At 67.8% G+C, this 15,461-nt stretch carries 15 protein-coding genes; 3 read left to right on the top strand and 12 right to left on the bottom strand.

The features are described 5' to 3' along the window. Positions 1-23: 23 nt before the first annotated feature. Both WG924_RS23475 and fabF read left to right on the top strand, forming a co-directional pair. The gene (locus WG924_RS23475) at positions 24-629 is read left to right on the top strand and encodes a TetR/AcrR family transcriptional regulator (RefSeq protein ID WP_345935474.1); all 606 of its coding nucleotides are present in this window, start codon (positions 24-26) and stop codon (positions 627-629) included. Beyond that, positions 626-1,891 carry a beta-ketoacyl-ACP synthase II gene (gene fabF, locus WG924_RS23470; RefSeq protein WP_345935473.1) on the top strand — a complete coding sequence of 422 codons (1,266 nt, stop codon included), beginning with the start codon at positions 626-628 and terminating at the stop codon, positions 1,889-1,891. Before WG924_RS23475 ends, fabF begins: the two co-directional genes overlap by 4 nt. A 108-nt stretch (positions 1,892-1,999) precedes the next feature. On the opposite strand, the gene WG924_RS23465 is transcribed toward fabF, so the two are convergent. The 10 genes from WG924_RS23465 to WG924_RS23420 all read right to left on the bottom strand — a co-directional run bounded on the left by WG924_RS23465 (position 2,000) and on the right by WG924_RS23420 (position 12,382). Continuing rightward, complete coding sequence (locus WG924_RS23465; RefSeq protein ID WP_345935472.1) at positions 2,000-3,394, bottom strand: peptidoglycan DD-metalloendopeptidase family protein; 1,395 nt, start codon at positions 3,392-3,394, stop codon at positions 2,000-2,002. Between the two features lie 143 nt (positions 3,395-3,537). Further along, positions 3,538-4,203 carry a protein-L-isoaspartate(D-aspartate) O-methyltransferase gene (locus WG924_RS23460; protein WP_188574672.1) on the bottom strand — a complete coding sequence of 222 codons (666 nt, stop codon included), beginning with the start codon at positions 4,201-4,203 and terminating at the stop codon, positions 3,538-3,540. Between the two features lie 2 nt (positions 4,204-4,205). After that, positions 4,206-4,961: a 5'/3'-nucleotidase SurE gene (surE, locus tag WG924_RS23455; protein WP_345935471.1), complete on the bottom strand. Its 756-nt coding sequence runs from the start codon at positions 4,959-4,961 to the stop codon at positions 4,206-4,208. Between the two features lie 96 nt (positions 4,962-5,057). Beyond that, on the bottom strand, positions 5,058-6,350 hold the full coding sequence (serS, locus tag WG924_RS23450; protein ID WP_345935470.1) for a serine--tRNA ligase: 1,293 nt from the start codon (positions 6,348-6,350) through the stop codon (positions 5,058-5,060). Between the two features lie 173 nt (positions 6,351-6,523). Continuing rightward, on the bottom strand, positions 6,524-7,366 hold the full coding sequence (gene tatC / locus WG924_RS23445; protein WP_345935469.1) for a twin-arginine translocase subunit TatC: 843 nt from the start codon (positions 7,364-7,366) through the stop codon (positions 6,524-6,526). 6 nt (positions 7,367-7,372) lie between these two features. Next, a complete protein-coding gene (tatB, locus tag WG924_RS23440; protein WP_345935468.1) occupies positions 7,373-7,894 on the bottom strand; it encodes a Sec-independent protein translocase protein TatB in 522 nt (173 codons plus the stop codon). Between the two features lie 55 nt (positions 7,895-7,949). Further along, positions 7,950-8,189 (bottom strand): twin-arginine translocase TatA/TatE family subunit, encoded by a 240-nt coding sequence (gene tatA / locus WG924_RS23435; protein WP_188574663.1) that lies wholly within the window; start codon positions 8,187-8,189, stop codon positions 7,950-7,952. Positions 8,190-8,274: 85 nt separating this feature from the next. Further along, complete coding sequence (locus tag WG924_RS23430) at positions 8,275-9,336, bottom strand: ABC transporter ATP-binding protein (RefSeq protein ID WP_345935467.1); 1,062 nt, start codon at positions 9,334-9,336, stop codon at positions 8,275-8,277. A gap of 44 nt (positions 9,337-9,380) precedes the next feature. Next, positions 9,381-11,108, bottom strand: coding sequence for an ABC transporter permease (locus tag WG924_RS23425; protein WP_372045114.1), 1,728 nt, complete (start codon positions 11,106-11,108; stop codon positions 9,381-9,383). A gap of 209 nt (positions 11,109-11,317) precedes the next feature. Continuing rightward, positions 11,318-12,382, bottom strand: a complete 1,065-nt coding sequence (locus WG924_RS23420; protein ID WP_345935466.1) for a Fe(3+) ABC transporter substrate-binding protein — start codon at positions 12,380-12,382, stop codon at positions 11,318-11,320. A 397-nt stretch (positions 12,383-12,779) separates the two neighbouring features. Here WG924_RS23420 and WG924_RS23415 point away from each other — a divergent pair, with 397 nt between their 5' ends. Next, positions 12,780-13,136: a hypothetical protein gene (locus tag WG924_RS23415; protein WP_345935465.1), complete on the top strand. Its 357-nt coding sequence runs from the start codon at positions 12,780-12,782 to the stop codon at positions 13,134-13,136. 108 nt (positions 13,137-13,244) lie between these two features. Here WG924_RS23415 and WG924_RS23410 read toward each other — a convergent pair whose 3' ends face one another. Both WG924_RS23410 and WG924_RS23405 read right to left on the bottom strand, forming a co-directional pair. After that, positions 13,245-14,558, bottom strand: a complete 1,314-nt coding sequence (locus tag WG924_RS23410; RefSeq protein WP_345935464.1) for a hemolysin family protein — start codon at positions 14,556-14,558, stop codon at positions 13,245-13,247. Further along, positions 14,555-15,325, bottom strand: a complete 771-nt coding sequence (locus tag WG924_RS23405) for a TerC family protein (protein WP_345935463.1) — start codon at positions 15,323-15,325, stop codon at positions 14,555-14,557. The genes WG924_RS23410 and WG924_RS23405 overlap by 4 nt, the downstream gene beginning before the upstream one ends. Between the last annotated feature and the right edge of the window lie 136 nt (positions 15,326-15,461).

The raw sequence follows: 15,461 nt of genomic DNA, 5'->3' as shown, positions 1-15,461 counted from the left end.
TCCTGGCCATGGACTTCCGATCGATGCGCCCTTCCGCTGCCCTCAGACGCGACCGGCTGGCCCAGGCGGCGGCGGTCCTGTTCCATCGACGGGGCTATCATGGTGTGGCCTTGCGGGATATCGCCCTGGAAGCCGGTGTGCCGGCGGGCGCGATCTTCTATCATTTCCCCACGAAAGCGGCCCTTGCATGTGCCGCGGCGCACGCCCAACTCGCGTGGATGGATCAGGTGATCCGCGACATGCAGACGGCGGACACCGTGGCCGCGCGGCTGGACCGGCTTGGGAACGCGCTTGCCGGCAGGTCCGACGACGCCGCCGCCTATGGCTGTCCGATGCAGCGCCTGTTGCGGGATCTGGCCGGCGGCGATGCCGACGAGGCGGAGGCATGCGCCTTGACGGCGCAGGTCGTGCACCGGTTGATCGACAGGCTGACAGCCGAGCTGACCGGCGCTGGCCTGTCGGAGACAGAGGCGGTCAACCGGTCGAGACAGTTTGTTGCGAGATGGGCCGGCAGCAGCGTGCTGGCCCATAGTTTCGGCGATCCGGCCATGATGCGATCGGAAATTGCCGCTGCCATCCAGGATCTTCAGGCCGTGTTGCCTGTCCGCGAAGGAAAGACGCCCTCATGAGACGTATTGTCGTCACCGGTATCGGAACGGTCTCCCCCCTTGGCTGCGGCACTGAACGCGTGTGGCAACGGCTGCTGGAAGGGCGCTCAGGCATCCGCGCGCTGCCCGAGGCGATGGTGGCCGATCTTCAGGCCAAGGTCGCCGGCGTCGTGCCCGATATCGCCGAGGATGCCGAGGGCGGCTTCGATGCCGCCGCCGCGGTGCCGCCCAAAGACCAGAAAAAGATGGACCGCTTCATCCTGCTGGCGATGGCCGCAGCCGATGAGGCCATGGCCCATGCCGGCTGGGCGCCTGCCACCGATGTGGAGCGGGCGCGCACGGCCACAGTGATCGGCACCGGCGTCGGCGGTCTGCCGGCCATGGCCGAGGCGGTGCGCATCACCGACACCCGCGGTCCCCGCCGGCTATCGCCGTTCACCGTGCCGTCCTTCCTGCCCAATATGGCGGCGGGCCAGGTGTCGATCCGCCACCGCCTGCGCGGGCCGCTGGGCGCGCCGGTCACCGCCTGTGCCGCCAGCGTTCAGGCGATCGGCGACGGCGCCCGGATCATCCGCGCGGGTGAGGCGGATATCGCGCTGGTCGGCGGTGCCGAAGCCTGCATCGACCGTGTCAGCCTGGGCGGATTCGCCGCGGCCCGGGCCCTCTCCACCGGCTTCAACGACCGGCCGACCGAAGCGTCGCGCCCGTTCGACACCGCCCGCGACGGCTTCGTGATGGGCGAAGGCGCCGTGATGCTGGTGATCGAGGCGCTGGATCATGCGCTCGCCCGCGGTGCGGTCCCGATCGCCGAGGTGACCGGCTATGGCACCAGCGCCGATGCCCATCACATGACCGCGGCCCCGGAAGACGGCGAAGGCGCCCAGCGCGCCATGCGCGCGGCGCTGGCGGCAGCGGGCCTTCAGCCGGCACAGATCGGTTATCTGAATGCGCACGCCACCTCGACGCCGGTCGGTGACGCGGGCGAACTGGCGGCGATCAGGGCTGTGTTCGGCACCGACAGCGGCGTGTCGATCTCGTCGACCAAATCGGCGACCGGTCACCTGCTGGGGGCCGCCGGCGCCATCGAGGCGATGTTCTCGCTGATGGCCCTGCGCGACGGCATGCTGCCCCCCACCCTGAACCTGACCGATCCCGATCCGGCAGCCGCCGGGCTGGACCTGATCGGCCCGGAAGCCCGGCGCAAAACCGTCGATCATGTGCTGTCGAACGGCTTCGGCTTCGGCGGCGTCAACGCCTCGGTGATCTTCAGCCGGATGACCTGACCGGCTGCCCGCAGCCACATGTGGTTCAATAGCAGAATGCCCGATCCGGACATTGCCGGATCGGGCATTTTCGTATGGGCCGATCGCCTGCCGGCAGACGGCCCAGGCCTACCGCCGCGGCAGATACCGTTCCGGGTCGACCGCCTCGCGGCCCCGGCGCAGTTCGAAATGCAACTGTGGCTGATCGACATTGCCGCTGGAGCCGACACGGGCGATGACCTCGCCCTGCTTCACCCGCTGGCCGCGATCGACCAGCACCGCCTGGGCATGGGCATAGGCTGTCAGCCAGTTGCCGCCATGGCGGATCAGCAGCATGTTGCCGAAGCCCTTCAGATCACTGCCGGAATAGACCACCACGCCATCGGCGGCGGCGCGGATCGGCGTGCCGCGCGGCGCCTGGATATTGACGCCGTCATTATGCAGACCGCCAGCCTTGTCGCCATAGCCCGACACCACCCGGCCATTGACCGGCCAGACGAAGCGCTTGGGCGCCGGCCCCAGATCGCCGACCTCGACCGGCTTGGCCTTGATCGGTGGCGGTGTGGGTGCCGGCGGCGGGGCCGCGACCTCAGCCGGTTTTTCCGGTACCGGGGGCGTGGCTGCGGCCGGGGCGGTTGCGGGCGCGCTCGGCTCCGGTGCGGCCGGCTGCGGTGCAGCCAGATCCGTTGCCGTCGGAGCGGGCTGGGCCGCCGGAACATCCTGTGCCGCCGGCACCGTCACCGGCACTGTTGTCGACGGGTCTGTGCCCGGTGCGGCCGAAGGCGGCACGGCGGGGGTCAGCGCCACAGGCCCCTCACCGGCAGCACGCACCGTGTCGTCCGCAGGCGAGCCCGCCTCGGAAATGGTGGTGCCGGCATCGCCGTCTGGGGCCGCCAGGGTCGTTGCGGTGATGCCGGCGCCGCTGACTGTGGTGGCGGTACCGCTGCCGGCAGCCGCGACCGATGACGGCGGCCCGCCCAGAGCGGGCGATACCGACAGGATCTCGGGCTCGCCGATACGGGTCGAGGGCGGCCGCCCCTCAGGTCCGGCCGCAGCCACGGCCGCCGCCGCGGCGTCGGTGGCGGCCCCCTGACCTTCCGGCACCACCAGTTGCATGCCCGGGGTGACGATGAAGGGCTGCGTCAGGCCGTTGGCCTGGGCAAGCGCGCTCATCTCGACGTCATAGGCACGCGAAATGCCGTACAGCGTTTCGTTCTGTCGCACGACATGGACCCGCCGGGCCGGCAGCACCAGCCGGTTGCCGGGATAGATGGTATAGGGCGGCTGAAGGTGATTGGCCTCGATCAACGCCCTGAGTGGCACGTTGTTCCGCCGCGAGATGGCATAGAGCGTGTCACCGCGCTCAACCACGATCTCCCGCGCGCCGGCCGGCAGCGCGATCGCGGGCGCATCGCCCCGGAACTCGACCGGGGCGGGTTGATCGCGACCGGCACAGCCGGCAAGGACAAGAAGCGTCGCCACAAGGGCGAAGCGGCGTGACGACGACAGGCTGGCTCTGGTCATGGATGCCCCGTTCATGGCCGCCCCAGTCTATGCTCCGTGCCGCACTGCGGCAATGCATGCGTCACCATCGACCGCCGGTTGCGGCCGCAATCCACGCCATCTCTGGCAATGCGCCGCCCCGGGATATGCCGCCCGACCATCACCTATCCCACCACCGGGCCCGGATCTTCCTCACGTGGGACACCCGGCATCAGCGGCACAAAACGCACACGGGCAATTTCGACGTCATCGGCGCCATCTTCGTTGCGGATCAGCTTCATCAACCGCTGTTCGCGGCCATGCGCGCCGACCGGCATCACCAGAATGCCGCCGATGACCAGTTGATCCAGCAGTTCCTCGGGAACCTCGTCGGCGGCGGCGGTCACGATGATCCGGTCGAAGGGCGCCTGCTCCGGCCAGCCGCGCATGCCGTCGGACACGCGGTTGACCACATTGTGCATGGCAAGTTCTGCGAAGCGGGCCTGAGCCTCGCGCGCCAGACTGCGATGGCGTTCCACCGTGTACACGCGGCGGGCCAGGCGCGAGAGGATGGCCGTCTGATAGCCCGACCCCGTGCCAACCTCCAGCACCTTGTGCCGATCGCCCAGATTCAGCGCCTGAGTCATCAGCGCCACCACTTCCGGCTGGCTGATGGTCTGGCCCTGCCCGATCGGCAGCGCCCGGTTGGCATAGGCCTTGGGCACCAGCGGCGGCGGCACGAAGATTTCGCGCGGCACCGTTTCGATCGCTTTCAGCACGCGCGTGTCGGTGATGCCCGCCGAACGCAGCTGCATCAACAGCTTGATCTTTGCCTCGGCGAGCACGTCCATCGTCACACCCCCAGAATGCCCTCAAGCGCCGGCATGAAGCTGCGCGCGGTGAGATCGATGTGCAGCGGCGTGACCGAGATCTTACCCTTGCGGATCACCGACAGGTCGGTGCCTTCGGTCTCGTGGCCATCGCGGCGCAGGCCGCCGATCCAGTAATAGGGCACGCCGCGCGGGTCGCGGCCCTCGACGATCATCTCGCCCAGCACGCGCTGCCCCTGCGACACCACCTCGACCCCGGTCACCGCCTCGGGCTCGACGGGCGGATAGTTGACATTGACCACCACACCCTTGGGCCATTTGGCAGCGATCAGCTTCTCGACCAGCGCCGGCCCATGCGCGCGGGCGGTACGCCACGGCACATCGGCCGGATCGACGAACACCTGGCTCATCGCGATCGCCTGAAGGCCCAGAAGCGTCGCTTCCTTGGCGGCGGCGATGGTGCCCGAATAGTGGACGTCCTCGGCCAGATTAGCGCCGCGGTTCACGCCCGACAGCACCAGATCGGGCGCGGTTTCGTGCATGATCCGGCGAGTGGCGATCAGCACGCAATCGGTGGGTGTGCCGCTGACGCCATAGCGCTTGTCCGCGATCTTGCGCACCCGCAACGGGTTGTGAATCGTCAGCGAATGCGACACGCCGCTCTGATCGGTCTCAGGCGCCACGACCCAGACATCATCGCTCAATTCGCGGGCGATCTGCTCCAGGATCGCGATCCCGGGGGCATTGATGCCGTCGTCGTTGCTGATCAGGATGCGCACGTGCCGAACTCCTTCAAGGTCATGAGACCCGTTGGCCGGGCCTTTAGGTCAATATCGCGGGGGAGAGGTGGTCCGATGGCGGCCAGCCGGCCGGGCTCAGGCGGCGCCGATGGTCGCGGCGCCGCCAAGATACGGCTGCAGCGCCGGGGGGACGCGGATGCTGCCATCGGCCTGCTGATGGTTCTCGACCAGGGCTATCAAGGCTCGGCCAACCGCCACGCCCGACCCGTTGAGGGTGTGAACGAAGCGGGTATCGCGCTCGCCGGCCTTGCGGCAGCGGGCGCGCATACGGCGGGCCTGGAAATCGCGGGTATTCGACACGCTGGAAATCTCGCGATAGGTTTGTTGCGCCGGCACCCAGACTTCGATGTCATGCGTGCGCACCGCCGAAAAACCGGTGTCGCCGGAACACAGCATCACCACCCGATAGGGCAGTTCCAGCTTCTGCAGCACCGCTTCGGCGCAGGCGGTCATATAATCCTGTTCGTCGCGTGAGGCCTCGGGCACCGTCACCGACACCATTTCGACCTTGCTGAACTGGTGCTGGCGCAGCATGCCGCGGGTATCGCGCCCGGCAGACCCGGCCTCGGAGCGGAAACAGGGCGTGCAGGCGGTCAGCCGCAGCGGCAGGACCGCTTCATCCAGAATTTCCCCCGCCACCAGATTGGTCAGCGGCACTTCCGATGTCGGGATCAGCCAGCGATCATCGGTGGTGCGGAACAGGTCGTCGGCGAATTTCGGCAGTTGCCCGGTGCCGAACACCGCATCCGTGCCGACCAGATAGGGCGGCTGCACTTCCACGAAGCCGTGCTCGGTGGTGTGCAGGTCCAGCATGAACTGCGCAAGCGCCCGTTCCAGCCGCGCCATCGGCCCGGCCAGCACCACGAAGCGCGCGCCGGCGATCTTGGCCGCCCGTTCGAAATCCATCCCGCGCAAGACCGGGCCGGCGGCCATCCGCTCGCCCAGTTCATAATGCGGCAGCGGCTCGAAATCGAAGCTGCGCGGCGTGCCCCACCGGCGCAGTTCCACATTGTCGGCCTCGTCGGCGCCGGCCGGCACCGCGTCGTCCAGATGATTGGGCAGGCTGGCCAGGGCCGCGTCGAGTTTATGGCCAAGCTCTGCCTCCTCGGCCTCCAGCGCCGGCATCCGCTCCTTGATCGCCTGGACCTCGGCGGTCAGCGCTGCCGCGTCACCGCCGCTCCGTCGGATCTGGCCGATCTCCTTCGACGCGACATTGCGGCGGGCCTGAAGCTCCTGAAGCTCGCGGATCAGCGCGCGGCGCGCCTCGTCGATCGCCAGAAGCTGGCTGGACGACGGCGCGATGCCCCGGCGGCCGAGAGCGGCATCGAAGGCCTCGGGTGCGTCGCGCAACAGGCGGATGTCATGCATCGGAATGGCTCGCAAGATGGCGGTCGGGATCGGCGGCGGTCAGTGATCGGGCGGCTCGCGGCCACTGGTGACGACATGGATCAAGGGACCGCCGTTCTCAAGACGCCGTCCCCTGCCCGCCATCACCGGCCCGGCCCAAAGCGCGCCCATCTAACGGCCCCTCCCCTTCCGGGTCAAGCGTCGCTGTCGTCCTTGGTGTCGGCAAGGGCCGCGGCAAGAGCCGCCTCCTCGGCCTTTTCCTTCTCGCGCCGCGCCTTCTCGATCCGGCGTCCGATGAAGATCGAGATTTCGTACAGGATCAGCAACGGCACCGCGAGCGACATCTGGCTGATCAGGTCGGGCGGGGTCATCAACGCCGCCGCCAGAAACACAAGGACCACCGCGAATTTACGTTTCTTGGCCAGCGCGTCGGCGCTGACCAGCCCTGCCCGCACCAGCAGGCTCAAGGCCACCGGCAACTGGAAGGCCAGACCGAAGGCGAAGACCAGGGCCAGCACCAGTGACAGATACTGGTCGACCTTGGCTTCAAGCTCGATCGCCATGGTGGTCTCGTCGCCGGTGGTCTGAAAGCCGGCGAAGAACCCCCAGGCGAGCGGGAACACGAAGTAATACGCGAGCGCCGCCCCCAGGATGAACAGGAAGGGGGTCGCTGCAAGGAATGGCAGGAAGGCCTTGCGTTCGTTGCGATAGAGCCCTGGTGCCACGAACATGTAGAGCTGGCTGATAATCACCGGCGAGGCAATGAACAGCGCCGCATAGAACGACACCTTCACATAGGTGAAGAAGGCCTCGGTCAACCCGGTATAGATCAGCCGGCGATCATGCCCCAGCACCTGCGCCAGCGGTTCGACCAGGAACCCGAAGATATCCTGAGCGAACAGATAGCAGACCGCGAAAGCGATCAGCAGCGCACCGACCGAGTACATCAGACGGTTGCGCAACTCGATCAGATGTTCGAGAAGCGGCGCCTTTGCGTTCTCGACTTCGTCTTCCTCGTGCTCGTCGCGGATCGCCATGCAGAATCAGGCCTTCGGGGTCGCACTGTCGGGCGGGGTGGTCTCTGCGGCGGGTGCCGCAGGTGAAGGCTCCGGACTGGACGACGGCCCAGGCGCAGCGACGGGCGGCGGCGAGACGGCAGGTGCCGCCGACGGCCCGGCGGACAGGACGTCGTCGGCAGATGCCGGTGCATCGGCCGTCTTCGCCGACACCTCGGTGTCAGCCGGCGCCTTGGTGTCAGCCGGCGCATCGCCATCGATGCGGATGGGGCTGGTCGCCCGCGCCAGCGCCCCATCGGGGTCGATGGCGCGTCGCGTCGCCTCGCCCATGTCGAAGCGTGACGCCTTCTCGGCGCGCTCGCGCAGCTCCTTCAACTCGCTTTCGCGCAGAACGTCGTCAACGCTCGACTGGAATTCGCGCGCCATGCGCCGCAAGCGGCCCATCCAGACACCCACCGTCCGCATCGCGACCGGAAGATCCTTGGGGCCGATTACAAGCAGGGCGACGACGAACACGACAGCGAGTTCAGCCCAGCCGATCTCGAACATGCGGTCACGCTGCCAGGGGCGGCAAGCCGCCCCCGCTCCTCAGGTTGCCTTAAGGTCAAGCCTTGGGCTCGTCGCGACGGACCTCGTCGGCCATACGCGCGTCATGCCCCTTGCCCAGAACCTTCGGGTCGGCAGACGTGGTCGTGGTCGTGTCCCCGTCGTCGTCCTTCATGCCCGACTTGAAGCTCTTGATCCCCTTGGCGACGTCACCCATCACCCGCGGCAGCTTGCCTGCTCCAAACAGGATCAGGACCAGAACCAGGATCAGAACGATCTGCCAAATACCGATGCTCATCGGGTGTCCCTCCTCCGCAGTCCGACGGACTGCCCAAACGTGCGGCGCATGATGGCAGAAGCCTGGCACCTGTGCAATGCGCCCATCAGGTCGCGTCGCCCGCGAATACGAAAGCCTGCTCCGGCGCCAGTCTCAACGCGATCCGGTCGCCCCGCCCATGGCGCGGCGGCCCCGGCAGGCGCAGGCCCAATGTCGCCGGCCAGCCCGGCACTCTGACACGCAATGCGGTGACCGGCCCCAGCGCCCGCACCTCGGCGACCTCGGCGGTAATACCGCCATCGGCCGCTTCGATCAGCGCCTCCGGCCGGACCAGCACCGACACGGCGGTTCCGGGGGCGAAGGGTGCAGCCTTCAGCCGGCCCAGCGGTGTATCGACACAGCCATCGGCCGCGACCGTCAGCGCGATCGTGTTCAGTTCGCCGAAAAGCCTTGCCACAAAAGGTGTTGCCGGCGCCTGATAAAGTGTCGCCGCAGACCCCGACTGCATGATCCGCCCCTGGCGCATGACCGCGATCCGGTCGCCCATTCTCAGTGCCTCGTCGGGGTCGTGGGTCACCATCAGTGCTGCGGCACCGACATCGCGCAGCACCGCCAGCGTGTCGGTACACAGCCGATCGCGCAAGGCGATGTCGAGGCCGGAAAACGGTTCATCCAGCAACAGCACCTGCGGTTCGGGCGCCAGCGCCCGGGCCAGCGCCACGCGCTGCTGCTCGCCGCCCGACATCATGTGTGGGAAATCGTCGCCGCGCCCGCTCAACCCCACCAGATCCAGAAGCTCATCGGCGCGTCGCCGCCGCGTCGTCGCGGCATGCCGCCTGAGACCGAAGGCGATATTGTCGCGGATCGACAGATGCGGGAACAGGGCGTAGTCCTGAAACACCAGGCCGACGCCGCGCGCCTCGGGCTTCATCTCCCGGCCGGGCATCGCCACCACTTGACCATCGATCAGGATCCGGCCGCTCTGGATGCTCTCAAGCCCCGCCGCCAGGCGCAGGCAGGTGGTCTTGCCACAGCCGGACGGCCCCAGAAGGCACAGGATCTCGCCGGCGGCGATGCCGATCGAGACATGATCGACCACGATCCGGCCATCGAAGCTGTGGGAGACGTCGTCGAACGCCAGACGCCGGGCCGTCGCATCTTCAGGCATGGCATCACGGGGCTGGTGCGACGGAACGGGGATTGCTGTGGATGTCATCGGGTCTGGGCACCGGGGCGGGATCGGGCAATGGCCCGTGACAGCAGGATCACCGGCAGAATGCCGGCGGCAACGATGGCGAGCGCCGGCGCCGCGGCATCGGCCAGCCGTTCATCGCCGGCCAGTTCATAGGTGCGCATGGCCAGGGTGGTCAGGTTGAACGGCCGCAGGATCAATGTCGCCGGCAGTTCCTTCAGCACGTCGACGAACACCAGCAGCCCGGCCGTCAGCAGCCCGCCCGACACCAGCGGCGCATGCACACGCACCAGCGTGGCACCGGGGCCCAGGCCGAAGACTCTTGCCGCATCGTCCATCGAGGCGGTCACCTTGCCGAGACTGGCCTCGACCGTGTTCAGCGACACCGCCAGAAAGCGCACCATATAGGCATAGAGCAGCCCCGCAATGGTCCCGGTGAGCACCAGGCCCGGATTGCCGAAGCCCAGGGCCTGCACGCCATCGATGATCGCCCCGTCGATGAAGGCGAGCGGCACCACGATGCCGACCGCGATCACGGCACCCGGCACGGCATAGCCCAGCGCCGCGATCCGCGCCGACACCGCCGACAGCCGCCCCGGCGCCAGCCGGCGGGCATAGGCCACGACCAGGGCCGCCGCCACCGCCAGGACGGCGGCAGAGGCCGCGAGCGCCAGGCTGGTCAACACCAGCCGCGGAAATCCATCACCCGAGGTGAGGCTGGATGTCAGCGCCCACAAGCCCAGCGCGGACGCCGGCAGCAGGAAGCCCAGCCCGATCGGCAGACCGCAGGCGACGAGCGCGCCAGCACCCCGCCAGCCACGCAAGGGATAGCCCGGCAGGGGCCGATAGCGGCGGGATGTCTGATCGAACCGCGCATGGCCACGACTGACCCGCTCGATCAGGATCAGCGCCAGCACCACCGACAGCAGCACCGCCGCCAGTTGTGCCGCCGCCGCCCGTTCGCCCAGCCCGAACCAGGTCCGGTAGATGCCGGTCGTGAAGGTATCGATGGCGAAATAGTCGACGGTGCCGAAATCGGCCAACACCTCCATCAATGCCAGCGTGACGCCGGTGACGATGGCCGGTCGCGCCAGCGGCAGCGCGATCCGCCGGAAACAGGCCCAGGGTCCGTTGCCAAGTGTGCGGCCGATCTCGATCACGCAGACCGATTGTTCAAGAAAGGCCGCGCGCGCCAGCAGATAGACATAAGGATACAGCACCAGCGTCATCACCACGATGGCGCCCCCCAGGCTGCGAACCTGGGGAAACCAGTAGTCGCGCCGGCTGGTGGCGCCGATCAGCCAGCGCAGGGTTTCCTGCACCGGCCCGGCATAATCCAGCAGCCCGGCATAGGTATAGGCGATGACATAGGCCGGCACCGCCATCGGCAGCAGCAGCGCCCATTCGAACAGCCGCCGGCCGGGAAAGCTGCACATGGTTACCAGCCAGGCCGTGCCGACGCCGATCACCAGCGTCCCCGTGCCCACGCCCACCGACAGCCACAGCGTGTTGGCCAGATAGCGCGGAAGAACCGTGGCCGCCAGATGCGACCAGACGCCGACATCCGGGTTGAGCCCTGCCGCCAGCACCATCAGCACCGGCACCGCGACCAGAAGCGCCAGCAGCCCCGCGCCCAGCGGCCACGCACCGCCGCGATGCCCGCCCATGCGCCCACGGCGACGCGGCGGCACAACAGCACGGATCTGCGGCGCTGTCGGTCTGGTGCTGTCTGCGTCGATGGTCGCCATCTGGTCGGCGCCCGCCCTTTCAATCCGCGGTGGTGATCAATCCGTGGTGATCGCCGCTATGCGGCGATGATGGGTACACGGCGCCCGGACCAAAGATCAAGACCCGCGATGTCCCGGCCGTCACATGATCCCAGACGGCACTGGGCGCGGGCCGCTTCCGAAAGCCGCCCGCGCCCGCAACGTCGCTCCGGTTTCCGGCGCGATCGGGATCAGCGCCAGCCCGCGCGGTCCATCACCTCGACGGCTTCACGGTTCAATTCACCCAGGCGGGTGATGGCGACCGTGTCTTCCTTGAACGGCCCCCAGGCGCTGACGATGTCGGAGGCGGGCACGCCCGGCCGCACCGGATATTCCTGGTTGACCTCGGCATAGAATTTCTGCGCCTCTTCCGAGGTCAGGAATTCGATCAGCTTGACCGCGTCATCATGATTGGGGGCGGTCTTCAGCACACCCGCGCCGCTGACATTGACATGGGTGCCCCGGCCGTCCTGATTGGGGAAGAACACCGCGACCTTGTCGGCCGCCGCCTTCTGGTCGGCATCATTGCCGGCCAGCATGCCGCCCAGATAGTAGGTGTTGACGATGGCGATATCCGCCTCGCCGGCCGCGACCGCCTGAATCTGGTCGCGATCGCCGCCCTGCGGCTTGCGGGCGAAATTCTCGACCAGCCCCTTGGCCCAGGCCTCGGTCGCCTCGGCGCCGTTTGCCGCGATCATCGATGCGGTCAGCGACTGGTTATAGGTGTTGCTCGACGACCGCACCGCGATCCGCCCCTGCCAGACATCATCCGCCAGCGCTTCATAGGTCGACAATTCCTCGGGCTTCACCCGATCCTTGGCGTAAACGAGCACCCGGGCACGCTTCGACAGGCCGAACCACTGATTGTCGCTGTCACGCAGATGCGCCGGGATCGCCTCTTCCAGAACCGTCGACTGCACGGGCACGAAGATGCCGGCATCCTTGGCCTGTTCCAGACGCGCCACATCCACCGTCAGCAGAATATCCGCCGGGCTGTTGGCACCTTCGGCCTGGATCCGGGCCAGCAGCTTGTCGCCGCCATCCGACAGCAGATTGACCTTGACCCCGGTCTCGGCCGTGAACTGATCCAGAATCGGGCGGATCAGCTGTTCCTGGCGCGCCGAATACAGATTGACCTCGGCCGCGGCGGCCGCCTGCGAGGCAATCAGTATGGCCGCAGCAGCAGCGGCACCGCCAAGCTGCTTGAACAGACGCCCGCGACCGGCGGGGGACTGGTGACGGAAGGCTTCAGTCATGACGATCTCGATTGCTGGTCGGGATACCGGGCGCGATAGCGGGGCATCTGAGGGGGCCACATCCCATGACGCAGGGGCGCAGCCGGACGGCGCCGCGAGTGCGACTCCTTCTCAATATTTGGGTAACACCGTATCGATCAGGCTTCAAGCGAGATTGCGAGTGACTTGCACCATTGACGGGACCAGAGCGCGACGCGCATCGGCTGCGATGACCGGTTTACACCCGACCCATGCGTGGTGATACTGCGGCGCGGAATGGTCGCTCCAGAGGGTCTGGTCCCGACTGCCGCCCCTGCCTCCCCGATCGCCTCCGGCGATTGGGGCCAGCCGCTCGCCTTTGCCCGATACGCGCCTCGCCGTACAAACGGCCCTGCGCCCATCAAGGCCGCCTTCCGGGATGATCAGTTCGCTCGCGCATGCCCGCCATCGCTCCCTGCCCCACAGCGCAGCCGCGGCAGCGCTGTTCCTGGCCATGACCGCCGCATCATCGCTTGCCCCGCTAACGGCCCGTGCGGCGGAAACCGTCACCACCACGCAGCGATCGTCCTGCCGCTCGGCCGTGCAGACGCTGGCCAAGCTTGTGGCCGATCCGCCCCAACGCGATCGTCGCGTCGCCGACTATATCGCCGCGCGCCAGCATCTCGACCGCGCCAACCGCGCCTGCGACGGCAATGAGGACGCCCGCGCCATGGCGGAAGCGGATGCCGGCATCCGCCGTCTGGCGCCCGATCTGCGCGGCGGCATCCTGCGCTGACCGCCGCTCGCCACGCCCCCCTCTCTGACCCCAAGGCCACCCTGTCTGACCCGCCGCCCCGGTTCGAGATGCGCCATGCCACACGGCGGGCCGGCCCCGGACCGCGTCTCAGATCCCCCCGCCCGGCAGAACCTCGTCGTTGGGCCGGTTGGTGATCATGATCTTGTCGATGCGTCGGCCATCCATGTCGACCACCTCGAAGCGGATATCCTGCCAGTCGAGCACATCGCCCGCGGCGGGGACACGCTCCATATGCCACAACAGAAAGCCGGCCAGGGTGGCATAATCGCCGGCGCCGCGCAGATCGTCGCGGTCGAGCAGCCGTTCGATCTCGCCGATCGCCATGCGTCCGTCGGCCAGCCAGCCGCCATTCGGCCGCGCCACCGCCGATGGCCGGTCGTCATCCCAGCCGAGGGCCGTCTCGCCCGCGATCGCCGACAGGATATCCGTGGCGGTCACGACGCCTTCGACCCCGCCATATTCATCGACCACCAACGCCATCGGTTCCCGCTCGTCGCGCAGCAAGGCGATCATCTTCAGCAGCGGCACGGCTTCGTGAACCACCAGAACCGGCCGGGCCAGCGCCGCCGGGTCGGGTGTGCCGCCGGCCAGAACGATGTCCAGAATCTCGCGGCTGGCGGCGATACCGATCGGCTCATCCAGACTGCCGCGCGCCACCGGATAGCGCGACCGGGCGCTGCCGGTGATCTTCTGCAACTGATCCGCGAACGGAATATCGGCATCCAGCCAGATCACCTCGTGGCGCGGGGTCATCACCGTGCGCACCGGCCGGTCGTCCAGAGCCAGCACGCTGTTGATCAGGCTCTGTTCCGCCCGTTCGATCGCGCCGCTGTCGGCGCCCTCGCGCACCATGGCGCGGATCTCATCCTCCGTCACGGCGTCGGCACTGGCGATATCGATCCTGAACAGCCGCAGGATGGCATCGGTCGATATCCGCAACAGCCACACCGCCGGCGTGGCGATTGTCGCCAGCACCGACATCGGCCGGGCCACCAGCATGGCGATGGTGGTGGCATTGGCCAGCGCCAGTCGCTTGGGCACTAGTTCGCCCACGACCAGCGAGACGAAGGTGACCCCGGCCACCACCAGCGCCACCGCGATCGGCCGGGCATGGGGCGCCAGCGCCGGCACCGTCGCCAGCAGATCCGCGACCGGTCCGGCCAGGGTGGCGCCGGAATAGGCGCCGGCCAGCACGCCCACCAGCGTGATGCCGATCTGGACGGTCGACAGAAAACGCGTCGGATCCTCGGCCAGCCGCAGGGCCGCCGCGGCGGAGCGGTCGCCGGCGGCGGCCCGCTCGATCAATCTTGGCCGGCGGGCCGAGACCAATGCCATTTCCGACATGGCGAAAACCGCATTGAGCAGGATCAGTCCGCAAACGATGAGAATTTCCACGATCACGAGCGGGGCGCGGCCTCACGCGGTGTTGCGGGCCGGATTGCGGCCGCCTTCCGGTTCCGGCGGTTGCGGGCCATGATGTTCAGCCCCTCGACCAGTGCCGAGAAGGCGATGGCGAAATACAGATAGCCCTTGGGAATGTGGAAATGCAGCCCGTCGGCAATCAGCGCCACGCCGACCAGCAGCAGGAACGACAGGCACAGCATCTTGACCGACTGGTGGCGATCGACGAAGCGCCCCACCGGTGCCGCGGCGGCAATCATCACGATCATGGCGGCGATCACCGCCGCCACCATCACCGGCAGATGCTGCGACATGCCGATGGCGGTGATCACGCTGTCGAGCGAGAACACGATATCGAGCAGCGCGATCTGGGCGACGGCGGCCCCGAAGCCCAGAAACACCGTCTTGGTGGTCGCGGCATGATCTTCCGCGCCATCGACCGTGTGGTGGATCTCGGTCGTGGCCTTGGCGAGCAGGAACAGGCCGCCGCCGATCAGAATGACGTCGCGCCATGACAGCACGAAATCGAAGATCTCGACCAGCGGTGCCGTCAACCCCGCCACCCACGAAATGGCGGCCAGCAGCAACAGCCGGGTGACCAGCGCCAGTGCCAGACCGACACGGCGGGCGGCATCACGGCGTTCCGGGGCCACCCGCCCGGCAATGATCTGCACGAACAGCAGGTTGTCGATGCCAAGCACGATTTCGAGCAGGGCCAGGGTCAGAAAGCTGACGATCACCTGGGGATCGGTGAGCAGATCCAGCATGGATGGCGGGCCTTCCTGGGCAAGGGGTATGCGTGCGACAGAGACGTGCGACAGAATGGATAAGCGGAACACAGGATAACCCGGGCGCGCGCCCGGCATGTGCAGCCATTCGCGGCACGGCTGTCGAATTTCGGTG

Source organism: Tistrella arctica, assembly GCF_039630945.1.
Taxonomy (GTDB): domain Bacteria; phylum Pseudomonadota; class Alphaproteobacteria; order Tistrellales; family Tistrellaceae; genus Tistrella; species Tistrella bauzanensis.
The sequence above is the reverse complement of the archived record's forward strand: the minus strand, read 5'-3'. Positions and strand labels throughout refer to the sequence as shown.

What these genes read in the sequence shown, in the direction of transcription:
- WG924_RS23475 (WP_345935474.1), top strand. Translation starts at nt 24, where the DNA reads ATGCGCCCTTCCGCTGCCCTCAGACGCGACCGGCTGGCCCAGGCGGCG.
- serS (WP_345935470.1), bottom strand. Translation starts at nt 6,350, where the DNA reads ATGCATGACATCCGCCTGTTGCGCGACGCACCCGAGGCCTTCGATGCC.
- tatB (WP_345935468.1), bottom strand. Translation starts at nt 7,894, where the DNA reads ATGTTCGAGATCGGCTGGGCTGAACTCGCTGTCGTGTTCGTCGTCGCC.
- WG924_RS23415 (WP_345935465.1), top strand. Translation starts at nt 12,780, where the DNA reads ATGATCAGTTCGCTCGCGCATGCCCGCCATCGCTCCCTGCCCCACAGC.
- tatC (WP_345935469.1), bottom strand. Translation starts at nt 7,366, where the DNA reads ATGGCGATCCGCGACGAGCACGAGGAAGACGAAGTCGAGAACGCAAAG.
- WG924_RS23420 (WP_345935466.1), bottom strand. Translation starts at nt 12,382, where the DNA reads ATGACTGAAGCCTTCCGTCACCAGTCCCCCGCCGGTCGCGGGCGTCTG.
- WG924_RS23430 (WP_345935467.1), bottom strand. Translation starts at nt 9,336, where the DNA reads ATGCCTGAAGATGCGACGGCCCGGCGTCTGGCGTTCGACGACGTCTCC.
- WG924_RS23405 (WP_345935463.1), bottom strand. Translation starts at nt 15,325, where the DNA reads ATGCTGGATCTGCTCACCGATCCCCAGGTGATCGTCAGCTTTCTGACC.
- tatA (WP_188574663.1), bottom strand. Translation starts at nt 8,189, where the DNA reads ATGAGCATCGGTATTTGGCAGATCGTTCTGATCCTGGTTCTGGTCCTG.
- WG924_RS23465 (WP_345935472.1), bottom strand. Translation starts at nt 3,394, where the DNA reads ATGACCAGAGCCAGCCTGTCGTCGTCACGCCGCTTCGCCCTTGTGGCG.
- fabF (WP_345935473.1), top strand. Translation starts at nt 626, where the DNA reads ATGAGACGTATTGTCGTCACCGGTATCGGAACGGTCTCCCCCCTTGGC.
- WG924_RS23425 (WP_372045114.1), bottom strand. Translation starts at nt 11,108, where the DNA reads ATGGCGACCATCGACGCAGACAGCACCAGACCGACAGCGCCGCAGATC.
- WG924_RS23460 (WP_188574672.1), bottom strand. Translation starts at nt 4,203, where the DNA reads ATGGACGTGCTCGCCGAGGCAAAGATCAAGCTGTTGATGCAGCTGCGT.